General features: G+C 61.3%; 22 protein-coding genes and 1 other RNA gene. 11 read left to right on the forward strand and 12 right to left on the reverse strand.

Annotation, left to right across the window (positions count from 1 at the left end; genetic code table 11):
- Window positions 1–3: 3 nt before the first annotated feature.
- The 3 genes from bmt to CLV89_RS12225 all read right to left on the reverse strand — a co-directional run bounded on the left by bmt (window position 4) and on the right by CLV89_RS12225 (window position 3,434).
- Entirely contained in the window at window positions 4–1,029 is a 1,026-nt protein-coding gene (bmt, locus tag CLV89_RS12215; protein ID WP_106163957.1) for a betaine--homocysteine S-methyltransferase, read from the reverse strand.
- A gap of 65 nt (window positions 1,030–1,094) precedes the next feature.
- Complete coding sequence (locus tag CLV89_RS12220) at window positions 1,095–3,002, reverse strand: phosphatidylglycerol lysyltransferase domain-containing protein (RefSeq protein WP_106163958.1); 1,908 nt, start codon at window positions 3,000–3,002, stop codon at window positions 1,095–1,097.
- A 114-nt stretch (window positions 3,003–3,116) separates the two neighbouring features.
- A complete protein-coding gene (locus CLV89_RS12225; RefSeq protein ID WP_106163959.1) occupies window positions 3,117–3,434 on the reverse strand; it encodes a DUF1476 domain-containing protein in 318 nt (105 codons plus the stop codon).
- Between the two features lie 438 nt (window positions 3,435–3,872).
- On the opposite strand from CLV89_RS12225, the gene purC reads away from it, so the two are divergent.
- The 7 genes from purC (at window position 3,873) to CLV89_RS12260 (ending at window position 12,976) form a co-directional block, all read left to right on the forward strand.
- Window positions 3,873–4,634: a phosphoribosylaminoimidazolesuccinocarboxamide synthase gene (purC, locus tag CLV89_RS12230; protein ID WP_106163960.1), complete on the forward strand. Its 762-nt coding sequence runs from the start codon at window positions 3,873–3,875 to the stop codon at window positions 4,632–4,634.
- A gap of 106 nt (window positions 4,635–4,740) precedes the next feature.
- Window positions 4,741–4,971, forward strand: a complete 231-nt coding sequence (gene purS, locus CLV89_RS12235; protein WP_106163961.1) for a phosphoribosylformylglycinamidine synthase subunit PurS — start codon at window positions 4,741–4,743, stop codon at window positions 4,969–4,971.
- A complete protein-coding gene (purQ, locus tag CLV89_RS12240) occupies window positions 4,971–5,639 on the forward strand; it encodes a phosphoribosylformylglycinamidine synthase subunit PurQ (protein ID WP_106163962.1) in 669 nt (222 codons plus the stop codon). The genes purS and purQ overlap by 1 nt, the downstream gene beginning before the upstream one ends.
- 36 nt (window positions 5,640–5,675) lie before the next feature.
- On the forward strand, window positions 5,676–7,478 hold the full coding sequence (locus CLV89_RS12245) for a sensor histidine kinase (RefSeq protein WP_106163963.1): 1,803 nt from the start codon (window positions 5,676–5,678) through the stop codon (window positions 7,476–7,478).
- Between the two features lie 24 nt (window positions 7,479–7,502).
- Window positions 7,503–8,840, forward strand: a complete 1,338-nt coding sequence (locus CLV89_RS12250; RefSeq protein ID WP_106163964.1) for a sigma-54-dependent transcriptional regulator — start codon at window positions 7,503–7,505, stop codon at window positions 8,838–8,840.
- A gap of 16 nt (window positions 8,841–8,856) precedes the next feature.
- Window positions 8,857–9,546 carry an HAD family hydrolase gene (locus CLV89_RS12255; protein WP_106163965.1) on the forward strand — a complete coding sequence of 230 codons (690 nt, stop codon included), beginning with the start codon at window positions 8,857–8,859 and terminating at the stop codon, window positions 9,544–9,546.
- 592 nt (window positions 9,547–10,138) lie between these two features.
- Window positions 10,139–12,976: an Rne/Rng family ribonuclease gene (locus CLV89_RS12260; protein WP_106163966.1), complete on the forward strand. Its 2,838-nt coding sequence runs from the start codon at window positions 10,139–10,141 to the stop codon at window positions 12,974–12,976.
- 75 nt (window positions 12,977–13,051) lie between these two features.
- On the opposite strand, the gene CLV89_RS12265 is transcribed toward CLV89_RS12260, so the two are convergent.
- Window positions 13,052–13,288: a sulfurtransferase TusA family protein gene (locus CLV89_RS12265; protein ID WP_106163967.1), complete on the reverse strand. Its 237-nt coding sequence runs from the start codon at window positions 13,286–13,288 to the stop codon at window positions 13,052–13,054.
- 94 nt (window positions 13,289–13,382) lie between these two features.
- On the opposite strand from CLV89_RS12265, the gene CLV89_RS12270 reads away from it, so the two are divergent.
- The 3 genes from CLV89_RS12270 to CLV89_RS12280 all read left to right on the forward strand — a co-directional run bounded on the left by CLV89_RS12270 (window position 13,383) and on the right by CLV89_RS12280 (window position 16,818).
- Entirely contained in the window at window positions 13,383–14,135 is a 753-nt protein-coding gene (locus CLV89_RS12270; RefSeq protein ID WP_106163968.1) for a cytochrome c biogenesis CcdA family protein, read from the forward strand.
- Between the two features lie 80 nt (window positions 14,136–14,215).
- The gene (locus CLV89_RS12275) at window positions 14,216–15,463 is read left to right on the forward strand and encodes a hypothetical protein (RefSeq protein ID WP_106163969.1); all 1,248 of its coding nucleotides are present in this window, start codon (window positions 14,216–14,218) and stop codon (window positions 15,461–15,463) included.
- A complete protein-coding gene (locus CLV89_RS12280) occupies window positions 15,460–16,818 on the forward strand; it encodes a cytochrome P450 (RefSeq protein ID WP_106163970.1) in 1,359 nt (452 codons plus the stop codon). Before CLV89_RS12275 ends, CLV89_RS12280 begins: the two co-directional genes overlap by 4 nt.
- Before the next feature lie 6 nt (window positions 16,819–16,824).
- Here CLV89_RS12280 and CLV89_RS12285 read toward each other — a convergent pair whose 3' ends face one another.
- Genes CLV89_RS12285 through fumC form a run of 3 tightly spaced genes read right to left on the reverse strand, consistent with a single transcriptional unit; the run spans window position 16,825 to window position 18,679 of the window.
- Complete coding sequence (locus CLV89_RS12285) at window positions 16,825–17,055, reverse strand: ribbon-helix-helix domain-containing protein (protein WP_106163971.1); 231 nt, start codon at window positions 17,053–17,055, stop codon at window positions 16,825–16,827.
- Between the two features lie 41 nt (window positions 17,056–17,096).
- Entirely contained in the window at window positions 17,097–17,282 is a 186-nt protein-coding gene (locus CLV89_RS12290) for a DUF4169 family protein (protein WP_106163972.1), read from the reverse strand.
- Window positions 17,282–18,679 carry a class II fumarate hydratase gene (gene fumC, locus CLV89_RS12295; RefSeq protein ID WP_106163973.1) on the reverse strand — a complete coding sequence of 466 codons (1,398 nt, stop codon included), beginning with the start codon at window positions 18,677–18,679 and terminating at the stop codon, window positions 17,282–17,284. Before fumC ends, CLV89_RS12290 begins: the two co-directional genes overlap by 1 nt.
- 278 nt (window positions 18,680–18,957) lie before the next feature.
- Here fumC and CLV89_RS12300 point away from each other — a divergent pair, with 278 nt between their 5' ends.
- Window positions 18,958–19,509: a hypothetical protein gene (locus CLV89_RS12300; RefSeq protein WP_243394995.1), complete on the forward strand. Its 552-nt coding sequence runs from the start codon at window positions 18,958–18,960 to the stop codon at window positions 19,507–19,509.
- 97 nt (window positions 19,510–19,606) lie between these two features.
- Here CLV89_RS12300 and CLV89_RS12305 read toward each other — a convergent pair whose 3' ends face one another.
- The 5 genes from CLV89_RS12305 to CLV89_RS12325 all read right to left on the reverse strand — a co-directional run bounded on the left by CLV89_RS12305 (window position 19,607) and on the right by CLV89_RS12325 (window position 23,461).
- Window positions 19,607–20,092: an SspB family protein gene (locus tag CLV89_RS12305; RefSeq protein ID WP_106163975.1), complete on the reverse strand. Its 486-nt coding sequence runs from the start codon at window positions 20,090–20,092 to the stop codon at window positions 19,607–19,609.
- Window positions 20,093–20,208: 116 nt separating this feature from the next.
- The gene (chrA, locus tag CLV89_RS12310; protein WP_106163976.1) at window positions 20,209–21,495 is read right to left on the reverse strand and encodes a chromate efflux transporter; all 1,287 of its coding nucleotides are present in this window, start codon (window positions 21,493–21,495) and stop codon (window positions 20,209–20,211) included.
- A 160-nt stretch (window positions 21,496–21,655) separates the two neighbouring features.
- Window positions 21,656–22,090, reverse strand: coding sequence for an ester cyclase (locus CLV89_RS12315; RefSeq protein WP_106163977.1), 435 nt, complete (start codon window positions 22,088–22,090; stop codon window positions 21,656–21,658).
- Window positions 22,091–22,294: 204 nt separating this feature from the next.
- Window positions 22,295–22,671, reverse strand: a transfer-messenger RNA (tmRNA) gene (gene ssrA / locus CLV89_RS12320).
- 58 nt (window positions 22,672–22,729) lie between these two features.
- Window positions 22,730–23,461 (reverse strand): FadR/GntR family transcriptional regulator, encoded by a 732-nt coding sequence (locus CLV89_RS12325; protein WP_106163978.1) that lies wholly within the window; start codon window positions 23,459–23,461, stop codon window positions 22,730–22,732.
- Window positions 23,462–23,582: the final 121 nt, after the last annotated feature.

A 23,582-nucleotide genomic window follows, 5' to 3' on the forward strand; every position in this document is an offset into this window, starting at 1 on the left:
GGATCAGCTGCGCCGACGACCACGGCGGTTGCGTCGCTCGCTGCCATCGTTTGCGCCCTCTTCGGTGCCATCATTGGCAGAGGTGAAGGGGCCCAGCACCTCGACGATCCGCTCCAACGTGGGACGTTGTTCGCCGCGGGGCCGCGTGTCGAGCGCCTCGCGCATCTTGCGCAGGTGGTCCGGCATGGTGCCGCAGCAGCCGCCGATGATCTTGGCGCCAGAATCCCGCGCCAGCACGGCGTATTCGCCCATCAGTTCTGGCGTGCCGTCATAGTGGATGTGGCCGTCGACGTATTTCGGAATGCCCGCGTTCCCCTTCGAGATGATCGGACGCTCCGTGCCCTGCGCGGCAAAGCCCAGAACGGTACGCAGGATGTCCGACGCGCCGGTGCCGCAGTTGGCGCCAAAGGCCAGCGGCGGCTGTTCGTAGCCTTCGACCAGCTTGGCCAGATCGGCGGAGGTCACCCCCATCATGGTGCGCCCGGCGGTGTCAAAGCTCATGGTGCCACACCAGGGCATGTCGGCCAGTTTGAAGGCCTCTGCGGCGGCGGCAAATTCCTCCGGCGCGGAGATCGTCTCCAGCCAGAGCACATCAACGCCGCCTTCTTTCAGCGCGTCGGCCTGTTCGTGGAACATCTCTACCGCCAGCGCATGGCTCATCTCGCCCACGGGCTGCATGATCTCGCCAGTGGGGCCCACAGACCCGGCAACGGCGATTTTGCGCTCAGCGGTGTCGGCGACCTCACGGCCCAGCTCGGCGGCCACGCGGTTCAGTTCACGCACCCGGCCTTGGGCATCATGCAGTTTCAGACGCGCGGCCGTGCCGCCGAAACTGTTGGTGAGGAACAAATCGCTGCCCGCATCAACAGAGCCCTTGTAGAGCGCTTTGATCTTTTCCGGCTCATCGGTGTTCCACAGCTCTGGCGCGTCGCCGGACTGCAGGCCCATGTTGAACAGGTTGGTGCCGGTTGCCCCGTCGGCCAGCAGCACATCACGGCTCTCCATGAGGTCGAGGAAACTATTGCTCATCTTGGTATCCACTTACCAGGTCAGTGCCGAGGGGCCACATGCCCTCTGCAGGATGGGTTCATCTGTCACGCAGAGCGTTTTCCCGCAACTGCATTTTCGTCAAGTTCTACATGAGGTGCGCGCATGATCATGTCCGGCTGCGGCATCTCGATCTCCGGGCGCGCCGGGCGATGGACGAGTCGGATCATCTCCGCCAGCGCGAGAGCCAATTGCGGCCAGGTTGGTGCCGCAATGTAGCGGGGTTGCCAGCTGGGGGCAAAGCAGGATTTGAACTGCCGCAGGCCCCGGTCGAAACGGTCTGCAAACCTGTGATCGGGCACGGCGGCAAGCGACAAACGCGTGACACCGGCATCTCGGGCCGTCTCAATGGCGGCGCGCAGCAGCGCATGACAGGTGCCATCCGGCGCTCCCGGCAGCTGGCGCATCAAATCGAGACACCACTCGTCCGCCGCGCGGTGAAAGGTGATGAACCCGATCAGACGTTCCTCCTGCCACGCCAGAAACGTCATCTGAATCGCCACATACCCGGGTTCGAACTGCCCCATGGTGGTACCACGTGCGCAGCCATGTTGCCGGGTCCAGGCGTGATCGACCTCGGCCATATCGTGCAGGGGCAGGGTGCTCCATGCAGGTTCGACCCGCAGGCCTGCCTTTTCAGCGTTGCGGAGCTTGCGTCTCAGTTGGCGAAAGGAAGATCCTTTGTCAGAGAACTCTGATGGGTCAAGAATGGCATCCTGTGCAATGCGCAGCACCTTCCACCCTTGTTGGCGGGCGGCGATTGCCAGTCGCGCGCTGCATTTATAGAGGCAGGCGGCTGCATTGCGCGCGCGGGCATGGCGGTTGAGCGCATCGGGGATTTCAGGCCTGCGCCCGCTTATTGGGTCAAACAACACGGCCGAGATCTGCGGCGTGTCCAGCATGGCCACCTGATTGAGGCCAAAGGCCATGACGTGACCGCCGTTCTGCAAGATCACCCCGGTTTCCGCCTGCGGGCGGTCAAAGGGCTGGCTGGCGGCAGGACGGACGTCTGAGCCAAGCAAGTCTTCCTCGTCTTCTGGCTCAGCCGCCAGGCCTTGCCGCATCAGCGAAGGCCAAAGCAACAGCGCCCCCGCGAGCGCCGCAGGTATGGCATAATAGACCAGGCGGAAGGCCAGCAATCCAGCAACCAGCGCCGCAGGCTCCGCGCCCGGCAGCAGCGCCAGCATGGCCAGCTCCAGCGGGCCGGCGCCACCGGGGGAGGACGAGATTATTGCCAGCCCCAGCGCCAGAAAATAGGCAGGCAGCAGCGCGGCCAGTTCGATCCCATGCCCCGAGGGCAGCAAGAACCAAAGCGCGATCCCGGCAAAGCCGACATCCATTAGCGTCCAGAGCATAAGGGCGAGGATTGCTTGTAGGGACGGCGGGCGCAGTCTTAGTCCACGTAGCCGCCATTCCGGATGCAGGAAGCACAATGCGCAGGCAAGGGTCGCAAGTATCAGTATGCCAAGACCCAGCCCGCGCAGCGCCAGGGATGGCGCGATCAACAGCAGCGAAAGTCCGCAGATCACCGACAATGCGGTCATGAAGGTGATCCCGACAAAGGCAGTCAGCTGAGCTGACTGCAACGGGGACAAGGGCGAAAGCAAGCGCCAGCGGGCAAAGGACCCCGACAGCAAGCCAAACCCGACAGCCTGAGAAAACGCGATCGAGGCCATGCCGGCGCGCCGTGCCACCGGAGCGTCAAAGTTGGTGCGCAGATGCCGGTGGGCGACAGCATCATACCGTCCAAGTGCCCAGAAGCTGAGCGCAGTCGCTCCGAACGCGCCAATCCAATTGGGCAGCGGAACCTGCCGCACCAGCGTTATCAGTTCCGGCAGGCCCGGTAGATCCGCGTGGCCCGCCAGCGTTATCAGGCAGGCCACCATGATGCCAAGCGGCGCAATCACGCGCAGGAGGTTTGCAACGGTCTGTTTGCGCGTGGTGCGTGAAGTCATGTCAAGCGTCCGCCAGATGAGCAGACATCGCCGGTCGCGTACCACCGTGATATCTGTCGGGTCAGGGTCAGACGGACATGCCCTGTGCCGTGTTCTGGGGCGGGTCCGTCGGGGTCAGGGAACCGTAGGGGAGACTTCTTCCGCCACCTGCAGCATGAGCGCCGTCATCTTCTCCCGGATCGCGCCACGATCAACCTTGCCCTCAAGGTCGCGGGTCAGCTTTTCCAGAACATCTTCCTCTCCAGGTTCTTCCAGATCGGCGATGATGACGGTTTGGGCATAGGCTTCTGCCGCTTCATCCCGGTGCCCCAACAAACCCGCAGCCCAGAGGCCAAGCAACTTGTTGCGGCGCGCCTCAGCCTTGAACTTCAGTTCGGCATCATGCGCAAATTTGTACTCGAACGCCTTCTCTCGGTCGTCAAAGGTTGTCATTTTCGGTCCTTCCCACAGTGAGCGATGCCGGGGCCGATGCTGAACGGTGTCTGGCCCCGTATGCCAGTCTACCACATCAGTGGTCGGGATCGCTTTCACATCTAGGCAAGGAGTGCGGCGTGCCATTCTGTGCACTGGAACCGCAGCCCCGAGTCCCACCACGGGAGGCCGGATATCCGCAGACATCCGTATCTGGTTGAAGTCAGCCTAGCCTGCGTTCTTGAAGAAAGCGTCAACGCAAAGGGAGAGAATGGCTGCAAATTTGGCCAGCCCTGCTGAATTGCGTATATTTGACGCTCGCGTCCTGCTCGGGGAGGAGACGTCTAGGCAGGTAATCCGATCACGACTGGCGGCGCGCTTGCGGGACGTGCCCCCTTGCACTAAGAGAACGCTACGGATCGGGGCAGATTCCCGGTGGTCCATACCGAAAGGCTCTCCATGGCGCGGCGCAAGAAGATTTACGAAGGCAAGGCAAAGACTCTTTATGAAGGGCCCGAACCGGGTACGATCGTCCAATACTTCAAGGACGACGCCACGGCCTTCAATGCCGAAAAGCACGACGTGATCGAGGGCAAGGGTGTCCTGAACAACATCCTGAGCGAATTCTTCATGCTGGGTCTGGGGCAGATCGGTGTGCCGACGCATTTCCTGAAACGGCTGAACATGCGCGAGCAGCTGGTGCGCTCCTGCGAGATCATCCCGCTGGAAATCATCGTGCGCAACTATGCCGCCGGCAGCCTGAGCAAGCGCCTGGGCATCGACGAGGGCACGCAATTGCCCCGTCCGATCGTGGAATATTGCTACAAGGACGACGACCTTGGCGACCCGCTGGTCACCGAGGAGCATATCGCCGCCTTTGGCTGGGCCAGCCAGCAGGACATGGACGACATCCTGAGCCTGGCACTGCGGGTCAATGATTTCATGTCCGGCGTGATGCTGGCCGTGGGCATCAGACTGGTAGACTTCAAGATCGAAATCGGCCGCGTTTACGACGGAGATTTCCAGCGTCTTGTGATCGCCGACGAGATCAGCCCTGACAGCTGCCGCCTGTGGGACATCAAGACGGGTCAGAAGCTCGACAAGGACGTGTTCCGCCGCGATCTGGGCAGCCTGACCGATGCCTATACCGAGGTGGCCCGCCGTCTGGGCGTGATGCCGAACAACCCACCAGCGCCGGGCAAGCCTCAGCTGGTGAACTAAGAGATTTCGCCCGCAAGGTCTGCTCAGTCGGTCTTGCGGGTTTTTCAATAGCGCAACAGGGCAGGGCGCTTGTGCTCCCGCCCGCAGGAACTTGAGGAAAGACGCGATGAAGGCACGGGTGCATGTGATGCTGAAGAACGGAGTTCTCGATCCGCAAGGAGAGGCCGTGCTTCACGCGCTTGGCGCGCTTGGCTTTGATAAGGTCGAAGGCGTGCGTCAGGGCAAGGTGATCGACCTGGAGCTGGCCGAGGGCGCCACCGAGGCGGATGTGACCGAGATGTGCGAAAAGCTGCTCGCCAACACCGTGATTGAATCCTACAGCGTCGAGATCCAGTGATGAAGGCCGCAGTCGTCGTCTTCCCCGGATCCAACTGTGATCGTGATCTGGCCGTGGCCTTTGAACAGGCCGGTTTTGACGTCTCCATGGTCTGGCACAAGGACAGCCAGCTGCCCGAGGGTGTCGACATCGTCGGCGTTCCCGGTGGGTTCTCCTATGGTGACTACCTGCGCTGCGGCGCCATTGCGGCACAATCGCCGATCTGCAAGGCCGTGGTCGACCACGCCGAGCGGGGCGGCTATGCGCTGGGTGTGTGCAACGGCTTTCAGATTCTGACCGAAACCGGCGTGCTGCCGGGGGCGCTGCTGCGCAACGCAGGTCTGAAGTACATTTGCAAAACCGTCGATCTGGCCGTCGCAACCTCTGACAGTGCCTTCACTCAGGGCTACAACGCCGGGGACGTGATCGGAGTGCCGATTGCCCATCACGACGGCAACTACTACGCCGATGACGCCACCGTTCAGGCGCTGAAAGATCAGGATCGCATTGCCTTTACCTATGTCGACAACCCCAATGGTTCGATTGACGATATCGCGGGCATCCTGTCGGAAAACCGTCGCGTTCTTGGCATGATGCCGCACCCGGAACGGGCAGCGGATGAAGGCCATGGCGGCACTGATGGCACGGCAATGTTCCGCGCATTGTCCGGCCTGCTGACGGACGCCTGACTTGAGCCTCAGGGGCGGTAAACCTACTGTTGCAGCATGACAGCCCCTGAGGAGACCTCCGGCGCCAAGCCGTCCGCGCCCCGCGCGCGCCACAGCAAGTCCCGCACTTTGCGCTCCCGGACGATTTCGTGGCGAGTCCGCATCGCGCTGGTGGTGTTCATGGCTGTTGCCGGGGCAACTGTCTGGTTCACCAACACGACGCTGACCCACAGCTTTACCGAAACCACCCGAAACCGAGCTGAGCTGCGTCTCGCGCTCTATTCAGGCAATCTTGTGAGTGAGTTGCGCCGGCACGCCATCGTTCCGCAGCTGCTGTCACGGGATCAGGCGCTGATCTCTGCGCTACAGAGCCAGGATTTCTCTCTCTCCACCCAACGTCTGATATCTTTCGTTGACGAAATCGGCGCCGCCTCGATCACGTTGATGGACCGCGACGGGCGCACGGTGGCGGCGACGGACCGTATTCGGCTGGGAGAAACCTACCGCAACGCACCCTATTTCGTGGAGGCCATCCGGTCCAATTCCACTGTGTTTTCGGTCATCCCCCGCGAGGTGCGAGGATATCAGTTCACCTACTCCCGGCGGCTGGTGGACAGCAGCGGGACACTCGGCGTCATCATGGTCGAGGTGGATCTGCAGAAGTTTGAACGCGCCTGGGCCGGGATTTCCGACGCCGTCATGGTGGCTGACAGCACTGGCACCGTGGTGCTCGCGACAGAGGCGCGCTGGCGCGGGCTGTCCGAGGCCGAGGCGCTGAAGGAACAGACCCCCGAGGGCGCCATTCAGCGCGCCATTCGCGCCACTGCGGATTGGACCGCGCTGCCGACCGATGTCTACCTGCAGGGCGAGGCGGTGATGCGGCTGGAGACCCGCGTGCCGTTTCAGGGCTGGCGGATGATGTCCTACACCACCTATGATTCGATCCGCGAGCAGGTGAATGCGGTGATTGCGCTCGAAATCATGGGCTTCGCGATCCTTCTGGCGCTGGCCTTCTATGCGCTGAGCCGCAAGACGGCGCTGAGGATGGCATTGTTCCAGCGCGAGTCGGCGGAGCTTCGCGTGTTGAACACCCGCCTGCAGCGGGAAATCGCCGAACGGGAACGCGTGCAAGAGACCCTCGCGGTGGCCGAACAGAGCCTCGCGCAGAGCTCGAAACTGGCCGCCTTGGGCGAGATGTCCGCCGCCGTCAGCCACGAGTTGAACCAGCCTCTGGCCGCGATGAAGACCTATCTCGCGGGGGCACGGTTGCTGCTGCAACGCAACCGCCCGGAAGAGGCGCTGTCCTCCTTCGGCCGCATTGATGACCTGATCGAGCGCATGGGCGCGATCACACGGCAGTTGAAATCCTACGCCCGCAAGGGTGGTGACGCCTTCAGCCCAGTAAACATGGGCGATGCGCTGGCCTCCAGCCTGTCGATGATGGAGCCGCAACTGCGTCAGCGCCATGTAAAGATCACCCGTATACTTCCGGACGAACCGGTCTATGTCATGGCAGACCGTATGAGATTGGAACAGGTTATGGTGAACCTCTTGCGCAATGCGCTGGATGCCACCAAATCCGTTGAGGAACCGGAGGTGGAGATTCTGCTCGCCGCCGGAGAGACCGCGACGCTCACGGTTCGGGACAATGGCGATGGCATTCAGAATTTCGACAGTCTGTTTGAGCCGTTCTATACCACTAAGCAGCCCGGTGACGGGGTTGGTCTGGGGCTTGCTATCTCCTCGGGGATCGTGAACGACCTAGGCGGTCGCCTCACGGCCCGCAACGCAGAGGCGGGCGGTGCGGTGTTTGAAATGCAACTGCCGATCCTTGTGGACGGCATCGAGGCCGCTGAGTAGGCGGCACGACGTGGAGGGCAACTTATGGCACAGGCCATGAAAATTGCGATTGTGGATGACGAGCAGGACATGCGTCAGTCGATCAGCCAATGGCTGGCATTGTCCGGTTATGACACCGAGACTTTTGCCAGCGCGGAGGATGCGCTGAAGACCCTCGGGCCGGATTATCCGGGGATCGTGATTTCCGACATCAAGATGCCGGGCATGGACGGGATGCAATTCCTGAAAAAGCTGATGGGCTCCGACAGCTCCTTGCCGGTGATCATGATCACTGGCCACGGGGATGTGCCGATGGCGGTCGAGGCGATGCGTGTCGGCGCTTTCGACTTTCTGGAAAAACCGTTCAACCCAGACCGCATGTCGGAACTGGCCAAGCGCGCCACAGGTGCGCGTCGCCTGACGCTGGACACCCGCGCGCTGCGCCGTGAACTGTCCGATGGCGGCCAGATCATGAAGAAGCTGATCGGCACCAGCCCTGTGATGGACCGACTGCGCGAGGATATCCTTGATCTCGGCCAGGCGGACGGCCACGTTTTGATCGACGGCGAAACCGGCACAGGCAAGACGCTTGTGGCCCACGCGCTGCACGCTGTCGGCAGTCGGGCGGGCAAGAAATTTGTTCTCGTGTCCTGTGCGGCGCTTGAGGAAGAGGCGTTGGCCAAGCGGCTGTTCGGCCCGATGCAACCTGACGACAGCATGCTGCCCGCGGTTGAAGAAGCGCGCGGCGGTACGCTGGTACTTGAGGATGTGGAGGCGTTAAGCGAGCCGCTGCAGGCAAAGCTCCTGAGCTTCATCAACGAACAGGGCATTCCTGGCGAGACCCGCATCATTGCGATTTCCAATCTGCAAGAAGCTGGCAAGACGTCAGAAGATGTGCTGCGCGCCGATCTGTTTTACCGGTTGGCCGCGCTGCGGATCACAGTGCCGCCGCTGCGCCAGCGTGGCGAGGATATCCTGACGCTTTTCACCCGTCTCAGTGAACAGTTCTCCGAAGAATATGGGTGTGACGCGCCACAGGTGACCGCTCAGGAAGCTGCACAGCTTCTGCAGGCGCCCTGGCCGGGCAACGTGCGTCAGCTGATCAATGTGGCGGAACGTGCGGTGCTGCAATCGCGTCGCGGCTCCGGCACCATCGCGTCGCTGTTGATGAGTGACCACGAGGATATGCAGCCGGTGATGACCACGGAGGGCAAGCCGCTCAAGGAATATGTCGAGGCGTTCGAACGCATGCTCATCGACAATACCATGCGCCGTCACAAGGGCTCCATCGCGTCGGTGATGGATGAGCTGTGCCTGCCCCGTCGGACACTGAACGAGAAGATGGCCAAATACGGCCTGCAGCGCTCCGACTATCTGGGCTGACAAGAGGACGACTCGCATGCCTGCCGCATATCTTTTTGACATGGATGGTCTGCTTCTGGATACGGAGCGGCTGACCATGGAGGGGTTTCTTGACTGCGCGCCGCTGGTGCAGCGGGACGCGGCAGAGATGCGGGCCTTTTTCACCACGCTCGTCGGGCTGACGGCCCGGCGTAGCCAGCATCTCATGGCGGAGTTCTGCGGGCCGGAAGCCGACCTCGACGCGATTTCTGCTCACTGGGAGCGCAGTTGCGAGCGGAGGCTGGCGGATGGTGTGCCGATCAAGCCAACCGTTGCGGATACTCTGGCCGGGTTGAGCGGGCAGGGCGTGCAGATGGCAGTTGTGACCTCCACCGACGGCGCCCGGGCACGGCACCATCTGAAGCGGGCGGGGTTGCTGGCGCATTTCAGTTTTGTACTCGGCGGTGATGAGGTGAGTGCGACCAAGCCCGATCCCGCACCCTATCTGGAGGCTGCGGCCCGGTTCGGCTTCGACCCCAAGCTTTGCGCCGCCTTCGAAGACAGCGACCACGGGCTGACCGCCGCTGCCACTGCAGGGTGCTTTGCGGTGCAGATCCCTGATCTGCGACCACCCGGTCGTCCCTTTCCGCAATTGGGTCAGGCATTCGCCAGCACGTTGCAAGACGCGGTGACGCATGCGCAGGGGCATTTCCAGCAGCGGTGCCGGGCGTCTGCGCCATCAGTTTGACGTAAAATAATAGATGTCATGAGTGTTGCACGTCATTCAGCGACATCCGTTAACCTTGCCTTGGAAATTTGCAGCTAGATCGTAAAATCGTGTTTGCAGCGGTCCGGCGCAGAATGACCATTGTCATTACCTATCCACAGGCCTTATGCTAAATGAACGAACGCTGCATCTGTTGGCGTTCATACATGAAATTTTTTGTCCTCCTGTCCGACCGGCCAACGCCGGGGCAGACTGACAGACCAGTTCGTCTCGCACTTTGCGAGGCAGAAGAGTGCCTGCTTTGATGAGGCCGAAACCGGCCAGGTCGAAGAGGAAATAACGGGCAGGGATCGGGATAGCCCCACCTGTCGGAGAAGAACCGCGATGACGCGCGCGAGACTATTGAGTACAAAAGCAGGTTTTCCGCTCTTATGCCGGAAATCCCCTTTGTGCACCACATGGTCCGCGACGCAGTCGAAAATCGCCCTGACAAGACACCACCCACAACATGTGCGTCCACCCGGACCTGATGCAAGGGCAGGGGCAATCGTCTCTGGACCCGTGCATCCCGACCGGTGGCGGCCTGTGCTGGCATGGTGCAATCTAAGGACTAATGGCGAAGAAAATGCTGATCGACGCCACCCACGCGGAAGAAACCCGCGTCGTGGTGGTGGATGGAAACAAAGTTGAGGAGTTCGACTTTGAATCTGAAAACAAACGCCAGCTTGCTGGCAATATCTACCTCGCAAAAGTAACCCGCGTCGAACCATCGCTGCAGGCGGCTTTTGTGGACTATGGCGGCAATCGCCATGGGTTCCTTGCCTTTTCGGAAATCCACCCGGACTATTATCAGATCCCCGTTGCGGATCGTGAAGCTCTGATGGAAGAGGAACGCGCTTACGCCGAGGCTCTGCGCGCCCGCGACGAAGAGGACGACGAACCGAAGCCGAAGAAACGCTCCCGTTCGCGCAGCAAGACCCGCGCGGAACGATCGAAGACGACAGATGTGGTGGAAACCCGCGAACCCGCGGCGTCCAACGGTGAAATCTCCGGAATGGAGACCATCGACCTCACTGATGAGCAGGTTGATCTGACGGATGTACCAGAGGCGACATCGCCGATGGAAACCGTGGCAGAGACCCCGGTCGAAGAGCCTCAGCAAGACACAGCCGCGACGGATGCCTCCGACGACGGTGATCTGGCGTCGGATGTTGCATCCGCCGAGGATGCAGATGATGTCGAAGGCGACGACGCTGCGGACGACAAATCCGAAGACACATCCAAGTCTGCGAATGCCGCTGACAAGGATGACAGCATCGAGTCGGTTGCCGATGATGATGATCACGAAGACATCCGCCCGCCGCGCAAGCCGCGTCCCAAGCGCTACAAGATCCAGGAAGTCATCAAGGTCCGTCAGGTTCTGCTGGTGCAGGTCGTCAAGGAAGAGCGCGGCAACAAAGGCGCGGCGCTCACCACATATTTGTCGCTGGCCGGTCGCTACTGCGTCCTGATGCCCAATACCGCGCGGGGCGGTGGCATCTCTCGCAAGATCACCAACGCCGTCGACCGCAAGAAGCTGAAAGAGATCGCTGCCGAGCTGGACGTGCCCAAGGGCGCGGGCCTGATCGTGCGCACCGCTGGTGCCAAGCGCACCAAGGCGGAGATCAAGCGGGACTATGAATACCTGCAGCGCATGTGGGAGCAGATCCGCGAGCTGACGTTGAAATCCATCGCGCCGGCCAAGATCTATGAAGAAGGCGACCTGATCAAACGCTCGATCCGCGATCTCTATAACCGCGAGATCGATGAGGTTCTGGTGGAAGGCGAACGCGGCTACCGTATCGCCAAGGACTTCATGAAAATGATCATGCCGTCCCACGCCAAGAATGTGAAAAACTACCAAGATCAGATGCCGCTGTTTGCGCGCTATCAGGTCGAAACCTACCTTGGCGGCATGTTCAACCCGACCGTGCAGCTGAAATCCGGCGGCTACATCGTGATCGGTGTGACCGAGGCGCTGGTGGCGATCGACGTGAACTCGGGCCGGGCCACAAAAGAGGCTTCGATCGAGGATACCGCGCTCAAGACCAACCTTGAGGCCGCCGAAGAGGTGGCACGTCAGCTGCGTCTGCGCGACCTTGCCGGTCTGATCGTCATCGACTTCATCGACATGGACGAGCGCAAGAACAACGCCGCCGTCGAAAAGCGTATGAAAGACAAGCTGAAGACCGACCGCGCCCGTATTCAGGTGGGTCGTATCTCGGGCTTTGGTCTGATGGAAATGTCGCGCCAGCGTCTGCGTCCCGGCATGATCGAGGCAACGACTGCGCCTTGCCCGCATTGCCATGGCACCGGTCTTATCCGCTCCGACGACTCCATGGCGCTGTCGATCCTGCGTCAGATCGAGGAAGAAGGCACCCGCCGTCGGTCCCGTGAAGTGCTGGTGAAATGCCCTGTGGACATCGCCAACTACCTGATGAACCAGAAGCGCGAGCATATCGCCCAGATCGAGGCCCGCTACGGTCTGTCGGTTCGGATCGAAGGGGACGTGACGCTGGTCAGCCCTGATTTCACGCTTGAGAAGTTCAAGACCGCCTCGCGCGCCATTCCGGTGGTGTCCAGCCCCGTCGTGTCAGTTGATGCGTCCATCATGGATCAGATCGACGCGATTGAAGAGCCGGAGGAAGAGGTCGAGGTTGCGCCTGCGCCGGTAGAGGCTGAGGTCGAATCCGAGGCTCGGTCCGAAGAGAGCGAAGGCGAAGCCAAACCCAAGCGGAAACGTCGGCGTCGTCGTCGGAAAAAATCCGGCAATGGTGAGAACGGTCATGAGAGCGGTGAGAACGGCTCTGCGAACGGTGACACGTCTGAGCCGGCGAAAGAGGCCAACACGCAGGACGAGGCCAACACGACTGCTGATCCTGCTGCCGATGGTGAGCCCGAGGCCGATGCGGAGCCGAAGAAAAAGCGGACCCGCACCCGGACACGCAGCCGCACGCGCAAGAAAGTGGAGGCCGAGGCGGATCAACCCGTAGCTGCTGATGCCCCTGCGACCGCTGAAGCTGATCGCGCAGAGGCACCCGCCGTCGCAACCGAGGTGACGCCGAGCGTTGCTGCCACGCCTGAAGTTGCAGCCGAGGTCGACGCACAGGATGCACCCGTTGCGGCAGCGCCCGCGACAGCACCTGAGCCAACACCCGCGCCAGAGCCGCAAAAAGCGCCCGAGCCAACCGCTTCGGAAGTACCGACGCAAGAGGCACCGGCGGAGCAGGCAACGGCACCCGAGGTCACGTCAGAGGCGCAGCCCGCCCCTGCGGCACCGCAAGCCGAGGACGCGCCGGTTGCTGCTGCACCGACCGTAGCCGAGACAAAGCCGGAGCCGGTCGCGGCGCAGCCAGAACCTGCACAGTCGCAAAAGCCCAAGCGTCGTGGCTGGTGGTCTGTCGGCAGCTGAGGCTGACACAACGACATTGAAAAAGGCGGCTCCAAGCAGGGCCGCCTTTTTTGCTTTCAGTTCACATTTCTGAGATTAGCGCGCGCCCTTGCGGATCAGATAGACCTGATGCGCGCCATCTTCTTCCATCCCGATAAAGCCATGTCCGGCCTCGGCACAGAAATGCGGCACGTCTATGATGGCTGCCGGATCATCGGCCAATACGCGCAGCACACCGCCGTCGGGCAGAAGTTCCAGCCGCTTGCGGGCCTTGAGGACGGGGAGGGGGCAGAGGAGGCCGATGGCGTCCAGCGTGGCGTCAAAATCTGTCATGTGGTCCGAAATAAGCCGCGTGTTACAGCCTGTCCACAAGGATGTGACATCCCGTGCAGGTGACGGCGTCAGAGGCTTCGACTAAGTAGGCGATATGTTTGGAATCGAGATCATCGACGCGAGCCTTCTGCCCGCCATGTTCGTTGCCCTTGTCGGGGGCATCATCAGCTTTCTGAGCCCGTGTGTGCTGCCGATCGTGCCGCCCTATCTGGCCTATATGAGCGGGGTGACCATTGGTGAGATCCAGGGCACTGCCGCCGCCCGGCGCAAGGCGATCCTGGCGGCGATGTTCTTTGTGATGGGGCTGTCGACGGTGTTCCTGCTGCTGGGCTTCACCGCCTCGGCCTTTGGAGCCTTTGTGCTGCAGAATCAGGAGCTGTTTGCCAAGGCTTCCGGCCTCGTGGTGATTGTCTTTGGTCTGCATTTCCTGTCGGTGTTCCGCATTCCGCTGCTGGACCGCGAGGCGCGGATGGAGACCGGAGATGCGGGTGGTTCCGTCCTTGGTGCCTATGTGCTTGGGCTTGCCTTTGCCTTCGGCTGGACGCCTTGCATTGGACCTCAGCTGGGCGCAATCCTGTCGCTAGCCGCCTCAGAGGCCTCTGTCAGCCGGGGCACCATCCTACTTGGCGTCTATGCGCTGGGGCTTGGTGTGCCTTTCCTGCTAGCGGCGATCTTCCTGACCCGCTCCATGGCGCTGATGAACCGGATCAAGCGGCACATGGGGCTGATCGAGAAGGTCATGGGTGGACTGTTGCTGATCGTCGGCATCATGCTGGTCACTGGCCTGTTCACCAGCTTCTCCTTCTGGCTGCTGGAAACCTTCCCGGCGCTGGCGACCCTCGGCTAACCGCTGGAAATCACACTCTTACGCTTGCCGCAAAGCTGCGCTAGGCTCTGATCAACATTGATCGGGGCCACATATCGGGCATGAGCAGCAACGCCACGACATCAACGGTGCGCAGCCGCCGGGTGTTCTATATTCCGGGCTACGACCCGTTCCACCCCCGCCGCTACCGCGAACTCTATCGCAGCGAGGGGGCGGAGCAGGCGCAGCTGTCGGGCTACGCGCTGACCCTCACTCCGAAGACCACCAAGGGCGCTTACGGCTGGCATGTCTCGGCGGAGATCGAAGGCGCGCAGGTGGAGACTGATGTGGAGGTGCTGGTCTGGTCCGATATCGTCAAGCACAGCATGAACAGCTCCATTGCCGCGACCTATCTGCAGCTTATGCGCACCGCTTGGACCTACATCGCCTCCGGCGCGCTGTGGCGGCTGATGCGGCTGCGCAAGGGGCCGGTGATTGCGGCGCTCTATCCGGTGGTGATCCTCTTGGTGCAGGCTTTGCTGGCAGCGCTTTTGGGATGGATTGTGGCCTGGGCTGTCGGCGCGTTGTCGGGGCATCTGCCGCTGCCTGCGCCGCTGATCTGGATCGCGCAGATGCTGGCCGGGGCAGGGGCGGCGGTGGCGCTTCTGCGCGGGTTCAAGGCCCGAGACAACAAGCTGTTTGTCTACTACCTGATGCATGACTACGCCTATTCGGCCGTCCTGCGCGGGCAGAACCCACCGGAGCTGGAGGCGCGTATGCAGGTGTTTCGGGCGGCCATTCGCGCCGCTCTGGAGGACAACAATGTCGATGAGGTGCTGGTGGTCGGTCATTCCTCCGGCGCCCATATCGGCGTGTCGGTGCTGGCGGATCTGCTGCACGAGGGCCTGCCCGCAGAGCGCCCCAGCCTCAGCTTTCTCAGCCTCGGGCAGGTGGTGCCGATGGTGTCCTTCCTGCCGCGCGCCACCCGCCTGCGCCGCGACCTGAGAGAGATGTCGGTGCAGGGGCAGATCCCGTGGTATGACGTCACCGCGCCGGGTGACGGCTGTGCCTTTGCGCTCTGTGATCCGGTTGGGGTCACCGGCGTTGCGCCAAAGGATCAGCGCTGGCCCATCGTGTTTTCCGCTGCCTTCACCCAGACCCTCAGCGCCGCGCGCTGGCAGGCGTTGAAGCGGCGTTATTTCCGGCTGCATTTCCAGTATCTCTGCGCCTTTGACCACCCGAAGGACTATGACTATTTCCGCATCACCGCCGGGCCGCAGACCCTCGGCGACAGGCTGCAGAACAGGGCGCATTCCCGCTCCCGGCTGGCGCGTCCGGTAAACCGCTTCCGCTCGATGGATCCGCGATGAATCTGCGCCCGCCCAAACCCCCGGCCCGGCCTGACAAGGTCTCGCTCTGGCGCTATCTGAAGCTGTTTCGCGCCGATATCCTCTCGGCCCAGCCGCAGCGGCTCTATCGGGCCTGGATGGCAGAGTTCCGCACGCCGTTTTTCCGCTCCTATCTGGTGAACCAGCCGGATCTTCTGGATGTCATCCTCAAAGAGCGCCCGGATGCGTTCCCCAAATCAAACCGGGTGGGCGAGGGGCTGCGGCCTCTTCTGGGCAATTCCGTCTTTCTGACCAATGGCGAGCCCTGGAAACGCCAGCGCCGCATCATTGACCCCGCCTTTGAAGGGGGGCGGCTGAAGGAGACATTTCCTGCCATGCTGGCCGCAGCCGAAGCCGGGGTGGCGCGGCTGGCGCCAAAGGCAGATGGCACCCCGCTGGAGATCGAGGCCGAGATCTCTCATATTGCGGCGGATGTGATTTTCCGCACCCTGTTCTCGATACCCATCGAACATCAGGTCGCGACGGAGGTCTTTGCCCGCTTTCGCGCCTATCAGCAGGCGCAGCCGATCCTGAACCTTGCGGCCTTTGTGCCGCTGCCGCGCTGGATTCCGCGCCCCTATCCCAAGGGCACTCGCGCCAATGCGGCCCATATCCGCCGCCTTATCGCCAGCCTGACCGAGGCCCGCATGTCGGAGATCGCCGCCGGCACCGCACCGCAGGATCTAGCCACCAAGATCATGACCACAGTTGATCCGAAGACAGGCGCAGGGTTCGATACCGAGGAGATGGTCGATCAGGTGGCGATCTTCTTTCTTGCGGGGCATGAGACCAGCGCCTCGGCGCTTGGCTGGGCGCTCTATCTGATGGCGCTTTATCCCGACTGGCAGGAGAAGGTCGCGGCGGAGGCAACAGAACATGGCACCGAGGAGTTCGCCGCCATCGCGCGTCTGCGGATCACCCGCGACGTGTTCCGCGAAACACTGCGGCTTTATCCGCCGGTTCCGATGATGGTGCGCGAAGCCACATGTCCCGAGCGCTTTCGTGATCGTGACATCCCCAAGGGCGCACAGATGGTGCTTAGCCCCTGGCATCTGCATCGCCATGAGCGGTTGTGGGACCGTCCGGACGACTTTGACCCCGCGCGCTGGCAGACAGAGGCTGGCAAGACCTGTGCCCGCAGCGCCTATATGCCGTTCTCTGCCGGGGCGCGGGTCTGTACCGGGGCCGGGTTTGCCATGGTTGAGGGCGTGTTGATCCTCGCCCACCTGCTGCGCCGCTATCGGGTCGAGCGGCTCGAAGGCCACGATCCGCAGCCGGTGGCGCATCTGACAGTAAGGTCGAAAAACGGGATCTGGCTGCGATTGACGGAGCGCTGATGTGGCTCAGCGCGCGGCTTCGGCCTTCAGCGCCTGCAACACATAGAGCCGGATCGCCGAGGCCAGTCCGCAATCGGTACCACGCTCTTCGTCGATCTCGGCTGCCAGTTCATTGATCGCACGGTCCTGATTGGCAGCGAGACGTCTAAACTCCGCCCAGAACGCATCTTCCAGCGACACCGAGGTCCGATGCCCGCGCAGGGTCAGAGAGCGTTTTTGCGGGCGCTCGCCAATCATCGGGGCGGGTTTTCTCTGCGTTGGCGACGCTTCATGGCGTGTCACTCGTCTCCATGGTCCAGTTTGTGCTGGTCAATGAGGGTTTTGTCGCGTGCCTCATCGGCCTTGTCGCGGGCCTTTTCGGTCTTGGTTCGACCATATTTGACAACGTTCTGATCCGCGCGGGCCTTTTTCTCGGCCCGCGCTTTTTGTTTCCGAAACCGGTTCAGATTGACCGGTTTTCCCATCACTTCGCTTTCGGGCCGATCATCTGCTCAGGGCGAACGACCTTCTCAAAGGTTTCTTCGTCCACAAAGCCAAGTGCGATTGCCTCTTCCTTCAGCGTGGTGCCGTTCTTATGCGCGGTCTTCGCCACCTTGGTGGCGTTGTCGTAACCGATGGTCGGCGCCAGTGCGGTCACCAGCATCAGGCTCTCCGTCATCAGTTTTTCGATGCGCGGCTCGTTGGCCTTGATGCCGTTCAGCATCCGCTCGGTGAAGCTGTCCGCGGCGTCACCCAAAAGCTGGATGGATTGCAACAGGTTATAGGACATCATCGGGTTGTAGACGTTGAGTTCAAAGTGACCCTGAGAGCCTGCAAATTTGATCGCGGCGTCATTGCCCATGACGTGTGCGGCCACCTGCGTCAGCGCCTCGGCTTGGGTCGGATTCACCTTGCCCGGCATGATCGAGGAGCCGGGCTCGTTTTCGGGCAGCACCAACTCGCCCAGACCAGAGCGCGGGCCGGAGCCCAGGAACCGGATGTCGTTGGCGATCTTGTAGCAGCTGCCAGCGATGGTCGCGAGCGCGCCGGAGAGGAACACCATGGCGTCATGGGCGGCCAGCGCCTCGAACTTGTTCGGCGCGGTCACGAAGGGCAGGCCGGTGATTTCGGCCATGTTTGCAGCGACTTCCTCGCCCCAGCCCTCAACCGTATTGAGGCCGGTGCCGACGGCGGTGCCGCCCTGCGCCAGCTCATAGATGCCGGGCATTGCCGCTTCGACCCGCGCCAGACCTTGACGGATCTGATGCGCGTAGCCGCCGAATTCCTGACCCAGTGTCAGCGGCGTGGCGTCCTGCGTATGGGTGCGGCCGATCTTGATGATGTCCTTGAACTCTTCCGCCTTGGCCTCCAGCCCTTCGGCCAGTTTGGTCAGGCCCGGCACCAGAACGTCGCGCACGGACATTGCGGTGGCGATATGCATTGCGGTGGGGAAGGTGTCGTTGGAGGACTGCCCCATGTTGCAGTGGTCGTTCGGGTGCACCGGATCCTTGGAGCCGACCACGCCGCCGAGGATTTCGATCGCGCGGTTTGCGATCACCTCGTTGGAGTTCATGTTGGACTGGGTGCCGGAACCGGTCTGCCAGACCACCAGCGGGAAGTTGTCATCGAACTTGCCTTCGATCACCTCACCGGCGGCCTGAATGACCGCATCGCCGATCTTGGCGTCGAGCTTGCCGGAGGCCTTGTTGGCCATGGCGCAGGCCTGCTTGATCACGCCCAGTGCGCGCACGATGGCGACGGGCTGTTTTTCCCACCCAATCGGGAAATTCATGATCGAACGCTGAGTCTGTGCCCCCCAATATTTATCGGAAGGGACCTCAAGCGGGCCAAAGCTGTCGGTTTCGGTGCGGGTGTTCGACATTGTGTCTGTCTCCGTCGCTGGTTCGGCCACCTGGATCGATAGGTGGTATACTGATGTATGCCGTTTACCCGTGCTTGCCGTCGGACGCAAATGTCTTGCGCGATCAGCGTGGATCGCTACGGGCCTCGGGCGATGGTATACTGCCCCAAATCCGCAAGTGCCATTGCCAGTTTGGGTTAGATGCATAGATTACACTGAAAGAGAGTCGCCAGACCGCCCCCTCAACAGGAGCTCGAACCCCAGATATGCGCAGGACTGTGATCAGCCAAACCCGGACCATGCCTGACATCAGACGTGTGACCCTATGGTGCCTCGTCGGGCTGAGCGCCCTTCTGCTTGCGATTCAGCCCGCGTTTGCCAGCGATACATTGCGCCGCTTCGTCGGAGAATACTCCGGCACCGCACAGGTCGAGCAGCTCGATGGCTCGGTTGAACAACGGGACATGAGTGTGGCCATTCGTGAAACCAGAAAGGGCTTCGAAGTGCAGTGGAGCACCGCGATCCAGCGGGCGAGTGGCGAAGAGAAGACCAAGACCTACAAGATCGAATTCCAGCCCACCGAGCGGAATGGAGTCTTTGCCGCAGCCATGAAGACCAACGTCTTTGGTCATACCGTCCAGATGAATGCGATGAAGGGCGAGCCCTTCGTCTGGGCGCGAGTGATCGACAAGACGCTGACGGTGTTCTCGCTCTATGTTGCTGAAAACGGGGATTATCTCATGCAGCAGTATGACCGGACCCTGGCCGACGGCGGATTGGAGCTGGACTTCTCACTCCACCGGAACGGGATGCCGTCGCGCAAAGTATCGAGCTTTCTCACCCGCGACTGAGCGGATACCGCGTGGGTGAAACGCACAGTGCTGCACATATAGAAAACGGCGCCGTGGAAAGATCCGCAGCGCCGCTTTTTTTAACTGTTTATCGTGCTTACTTGCGAAAGCTGTCGAGGGACACCACATCCGCATCCTTCTTGGCGTCGGATGTGTCGTCACTTTCCTCCTGCTCATCAGGCAGTTCGCCTGCGATCTCCAACGGGGGCAGATCCTCGTCGTCGTCCTCGCTGGTGCTTTCGAACCGCAAACCAAATTCGACAGACGGATCGACAAATGTCTTGATCGCGTCATAGGGAATATACAGTGGCTCCGGCGCGTCACCAAAGTTCAGCGTGATCGCAAACCCTTCGTCGGTCACGTCGAGATTGTCGAACCAGTGTTGCACAACCACGGTCATTTCACCCGGGTAGCGGTCAGACAGCCAGTCGGCAAGTTCCGCGTCCGGATGTGATGTGTCGAACGTGATGAAGAAGTGATGAGCCCCCGGCAAGCCATTCGCAGCAACATCGTCCAGGACATTGCGGATCAGGCCACGCATGGCACGATGCATCAGGTTTCCATAGTCGATCTGACGGGACATCGTCTCACCTTTTGTTATTGGCAGGTATGGCCACGGCAGCGCCGCCCCGGCATCACACCCGTTCCTCTCCAGTTTTGGACCTATTTTGAGGGCATTGCAAGCCAAGCTGGCAGTCTTTAGCCAAGCGTGAAGCCATCGGCAATCAGCCCGAGACATGCCATTGCCGCGAGCAACCACAAGATGCGTCCCCGCAGGGCGAAGGCAACCAAGGGCGCCAATACCGTCAGGGCCAGGGCCCGCACCTCTATGCTGTCGACAGCTGGAACGGCCAGCGAAAGCGGACCAAACTGGAGCTCTGTCTGACGACTGAACAGCAGATGCAGCAGGAACCATACCGAGAGGTTGAGCATCATCCCCGCAACAGCTGCGGTGATCGCCTGCAACGCTCCGCGCAGGCGCGGCTGGTGGGTCAAACGCTCCACGTAAGGAGCAGTGGCAAAAATCCACAGGAAACACGGCGCAAATGTCGCCCAGAGCGCCACAATACCGGCGGCCAGGCCCAGAACCGCGCCGCCTGTCTGGACGCCCGCGAGCATGGCGACAAATTGTGTCACCAGCACCAGCGGTCCGGGTGTGGTCTCTGCCAGCCCCAGCGCGTCGATCATCTGGCCGGTGCTGATCCAGCCATGGGTGCTGACCACGGTCTGTGTCATATAGGCCAGAACCGCATAGGCCCCGCCAAAGGTCACCACGGCCAGTTTCGCAAAGAACCAGCCGATCGTGGCCAGGAACTCGGCGCCGATCAGGCTCAGCCCCAATAGCGGCAGCAGCCACAGCGCGGTCCAGATGACGATGGTGCGCCAGTGATGTGCCGGAACGGCGCGTGCGGGCGACACGCTGTCCTCGGCTTCTGGAACCCGCGTCAAGCCGATCAGCGCGGCGCCGAACACAACCAGTGGAAACGGCAAGTTGAATGCAAAGATTGCAAGGAACCCGCCCAGCGCCAGCAGCCAGGCGCCTGTGGAGTGGAGCGCCTTGCGGGAAATTCGCCAGAGAGCCTGCATCACGATGACGACCACCGCCGCCTTGATCCCGAGAAACGCCGCCTGAACCGTCGGCAGCGTGCCGAAGGTCACGTAGAGCCAGACCAGTGCTGCAATGACGAACGCCCCGGGCAGCACAAACAGGCTGCCCGCCAGCAGGCCGCCGCGGATACCGCGCAATCGCCAGCCCGCATATGTGGCAAGCTGCATGGCTTCGGGGCCTGGCAGCAACATGCAAAAGGACAGGCCGCGGAGGAATTGCTCTTCACTCAGCCAACGGTGTCTGTCGACCAGTTCCCGGTGCATCAGCGCGATCTGCGCCGCTGGTCCCCCGAAGCTCAGGAGGCCGATCAGACCAAAACACTGAAACAGAACGCCCCATGAAGGCGCGAGATGCGAGGGAGGAGAAGTTTGCGTCATGACACCGCTCAGGTCATTTCGAGTCTCGCCCTTGTAGCAGAGCGGAGCACGCTCACCAGCGATATGGCAGCGGACGCACAACAAAAAGTATCAATGCGACAAGGATGTTCTCGCACGCAGGTATCAAAACGCAGACGAGGTCCGGATCACCGGAGCGGCCTCATTCGACCCAGGTCAGGCGCTCGCCGGTCATGCAGACGGGCAGGGAGTCCGTGGGCAGCTGGCCCAGCTGTTCGAACATCCGCAAGTAGTCGAAATCAGTGTAGAATTCGACAAAACGGCCGTTGCGCACCCGGACGGTCACATGCCCCGTAAAGTCAAGTTTCTGAGCATGACTGTGGCCTACGCCATTGACCCTGACCCGCACCATCGCGAGATCACCTTCGTCCATACTGTGAGTGATGGTGACATGTGCCTGATCCAGCAGCGCCTTCATCGCCGTCACCACTTCCTTGTAGTCCACGCCAGGCGAAACAACGGAATCCAAAGATCCGTTGAACACGACATCTGGGTCAAGAAGCTCGTCGATGACGGCGAGGTTATCCTTGTTCCAGACCTCTTCGAACCAGTGGTGCAGCAGCGCGCTGTTTTTCATTTTCGGTGCATTTCATAAACTGACAATTGCGGAAGGCGCCTCCTACAGGTCTGCGCCCGGAAAAGTCGAGAGCGAACTGTCGATATTCCGTAAGTATAGCGTGAAATCTCGATCATAGGACATAAAATTCCCGACCAAATTGTCGAGATTTGAAGCTATCCAACGTAAAATCAGATTTCGTATTCTCAATGTCAGAGGGTATAAAGTGCAGGTTTCTGTTGCCAGGTACCTGCGAACCCCGCCTTACGCTGCTAGGCACAAGGACTTAAGTTCGGTTCGACTCGAACTGCTTACGCAGCCAGAGCAACCGGAGCACGATTGTCGTTTGCAATTGTACTGTTTTCGCCGGTAACGGTGGCAGACAGCCGAGACAAAGCTAACCCCTTTAGACGTCCGTCGATCCTATTTCGGCCCCACAGTCCTGATCGCTATCCCCAAACGAAGGATGCAGCCAGTGGTAGGTTGGTGGAGCCGCCGGGTACCGCCCCCGGGTCCGATCCGTTTATTACGAGCGCGTTTATGTCCATAGTTCCCGAAGGAACAGAATGAATATAGGCGAGGTGGGGACGGAGTTAAAGGGGGAAATGACGCGCGATTGTGCGGTCTCTGTCCGGCGTGCTGTGCGAAAGATAAAGAGGTTCAGCGCTTTGTGGCGCGTCGTGCAAACACATCGGCGGCCAGTTTTCGGGTTTCTTCCTCAAGTGCTGTAAGCCCTGTTACGGCGTCTTCGCCCGCACCAGCCTCGATGGCATCGGCGATGCGGGCGTGCAGTGCCAGAATGGTGGCGCGGTCACGTGCGGTGAAGGTGATCATGTTCATCAAAGGCTGCATTGCCTCCACCGACCCGGCCAGCTGATAGGACAGCACCGGGTTATGGGCGCCGTCCACCAGAGCCCGGTGAAAGGCGACGTCGGAGGCGCAGAAGGCCTCATCGGTCAGGCCCGGCTGGCCTTGGCGAAAAATCTCGGCGCGCATGGTGGCCAGCTGGTCGGCACTGCGACGCGCAGCAGACAGCGGCGCGCAGGCGCGTTCCAGCGCGTAACGGGCCTCGCAGGCGGTATCAAAACTGACCGCGTTCATACTCAGCAGCAGCGTCGAGGTGGTGATCTGCTGGCTGTAGGCGTCCTCGAAACTGAGGCGGTTGACAAAGGCCCCACCGGTGGCGCCGCGCTGGGTGCGGATCAGGGACTGCGCCGCCAGCCGTTTCAACCCTTCGCGCACCGTGGCGCGGGAGACCTGGAACTGTTCCGCTAGCTCCGCCTCCGAAGGCAGGCGTTCATCCACGATTAGATCGCCGGAGATGATCGCATCCCGGATGGCGCCGGCGATCTGCGCAGAAAGATCCGCGGTGCTGTTGGGGTCGATCTTCATCGCGTTGTGCCCTCACGTCAGATGGGGTCGGTGGAAAAATCATTTGTCAGACATTTAAAAGTCTGACATTTGATTCACAAGGTAATTCGACTCGCATCGATAGGGGGAGGCCCGTGAAAAC

This window comes from Tritonibacter scottomollicae, from assembly GCF_003003215.1.
In the GTDB taxonomy this organism is placed as follows: domain Bacteria; phylum Pseudomonadota; class Alphaproteobacteria; order Rhodobacterales; family Rhodobacteraceae; genus Epibacterium; species Epibacterium scottomollicae.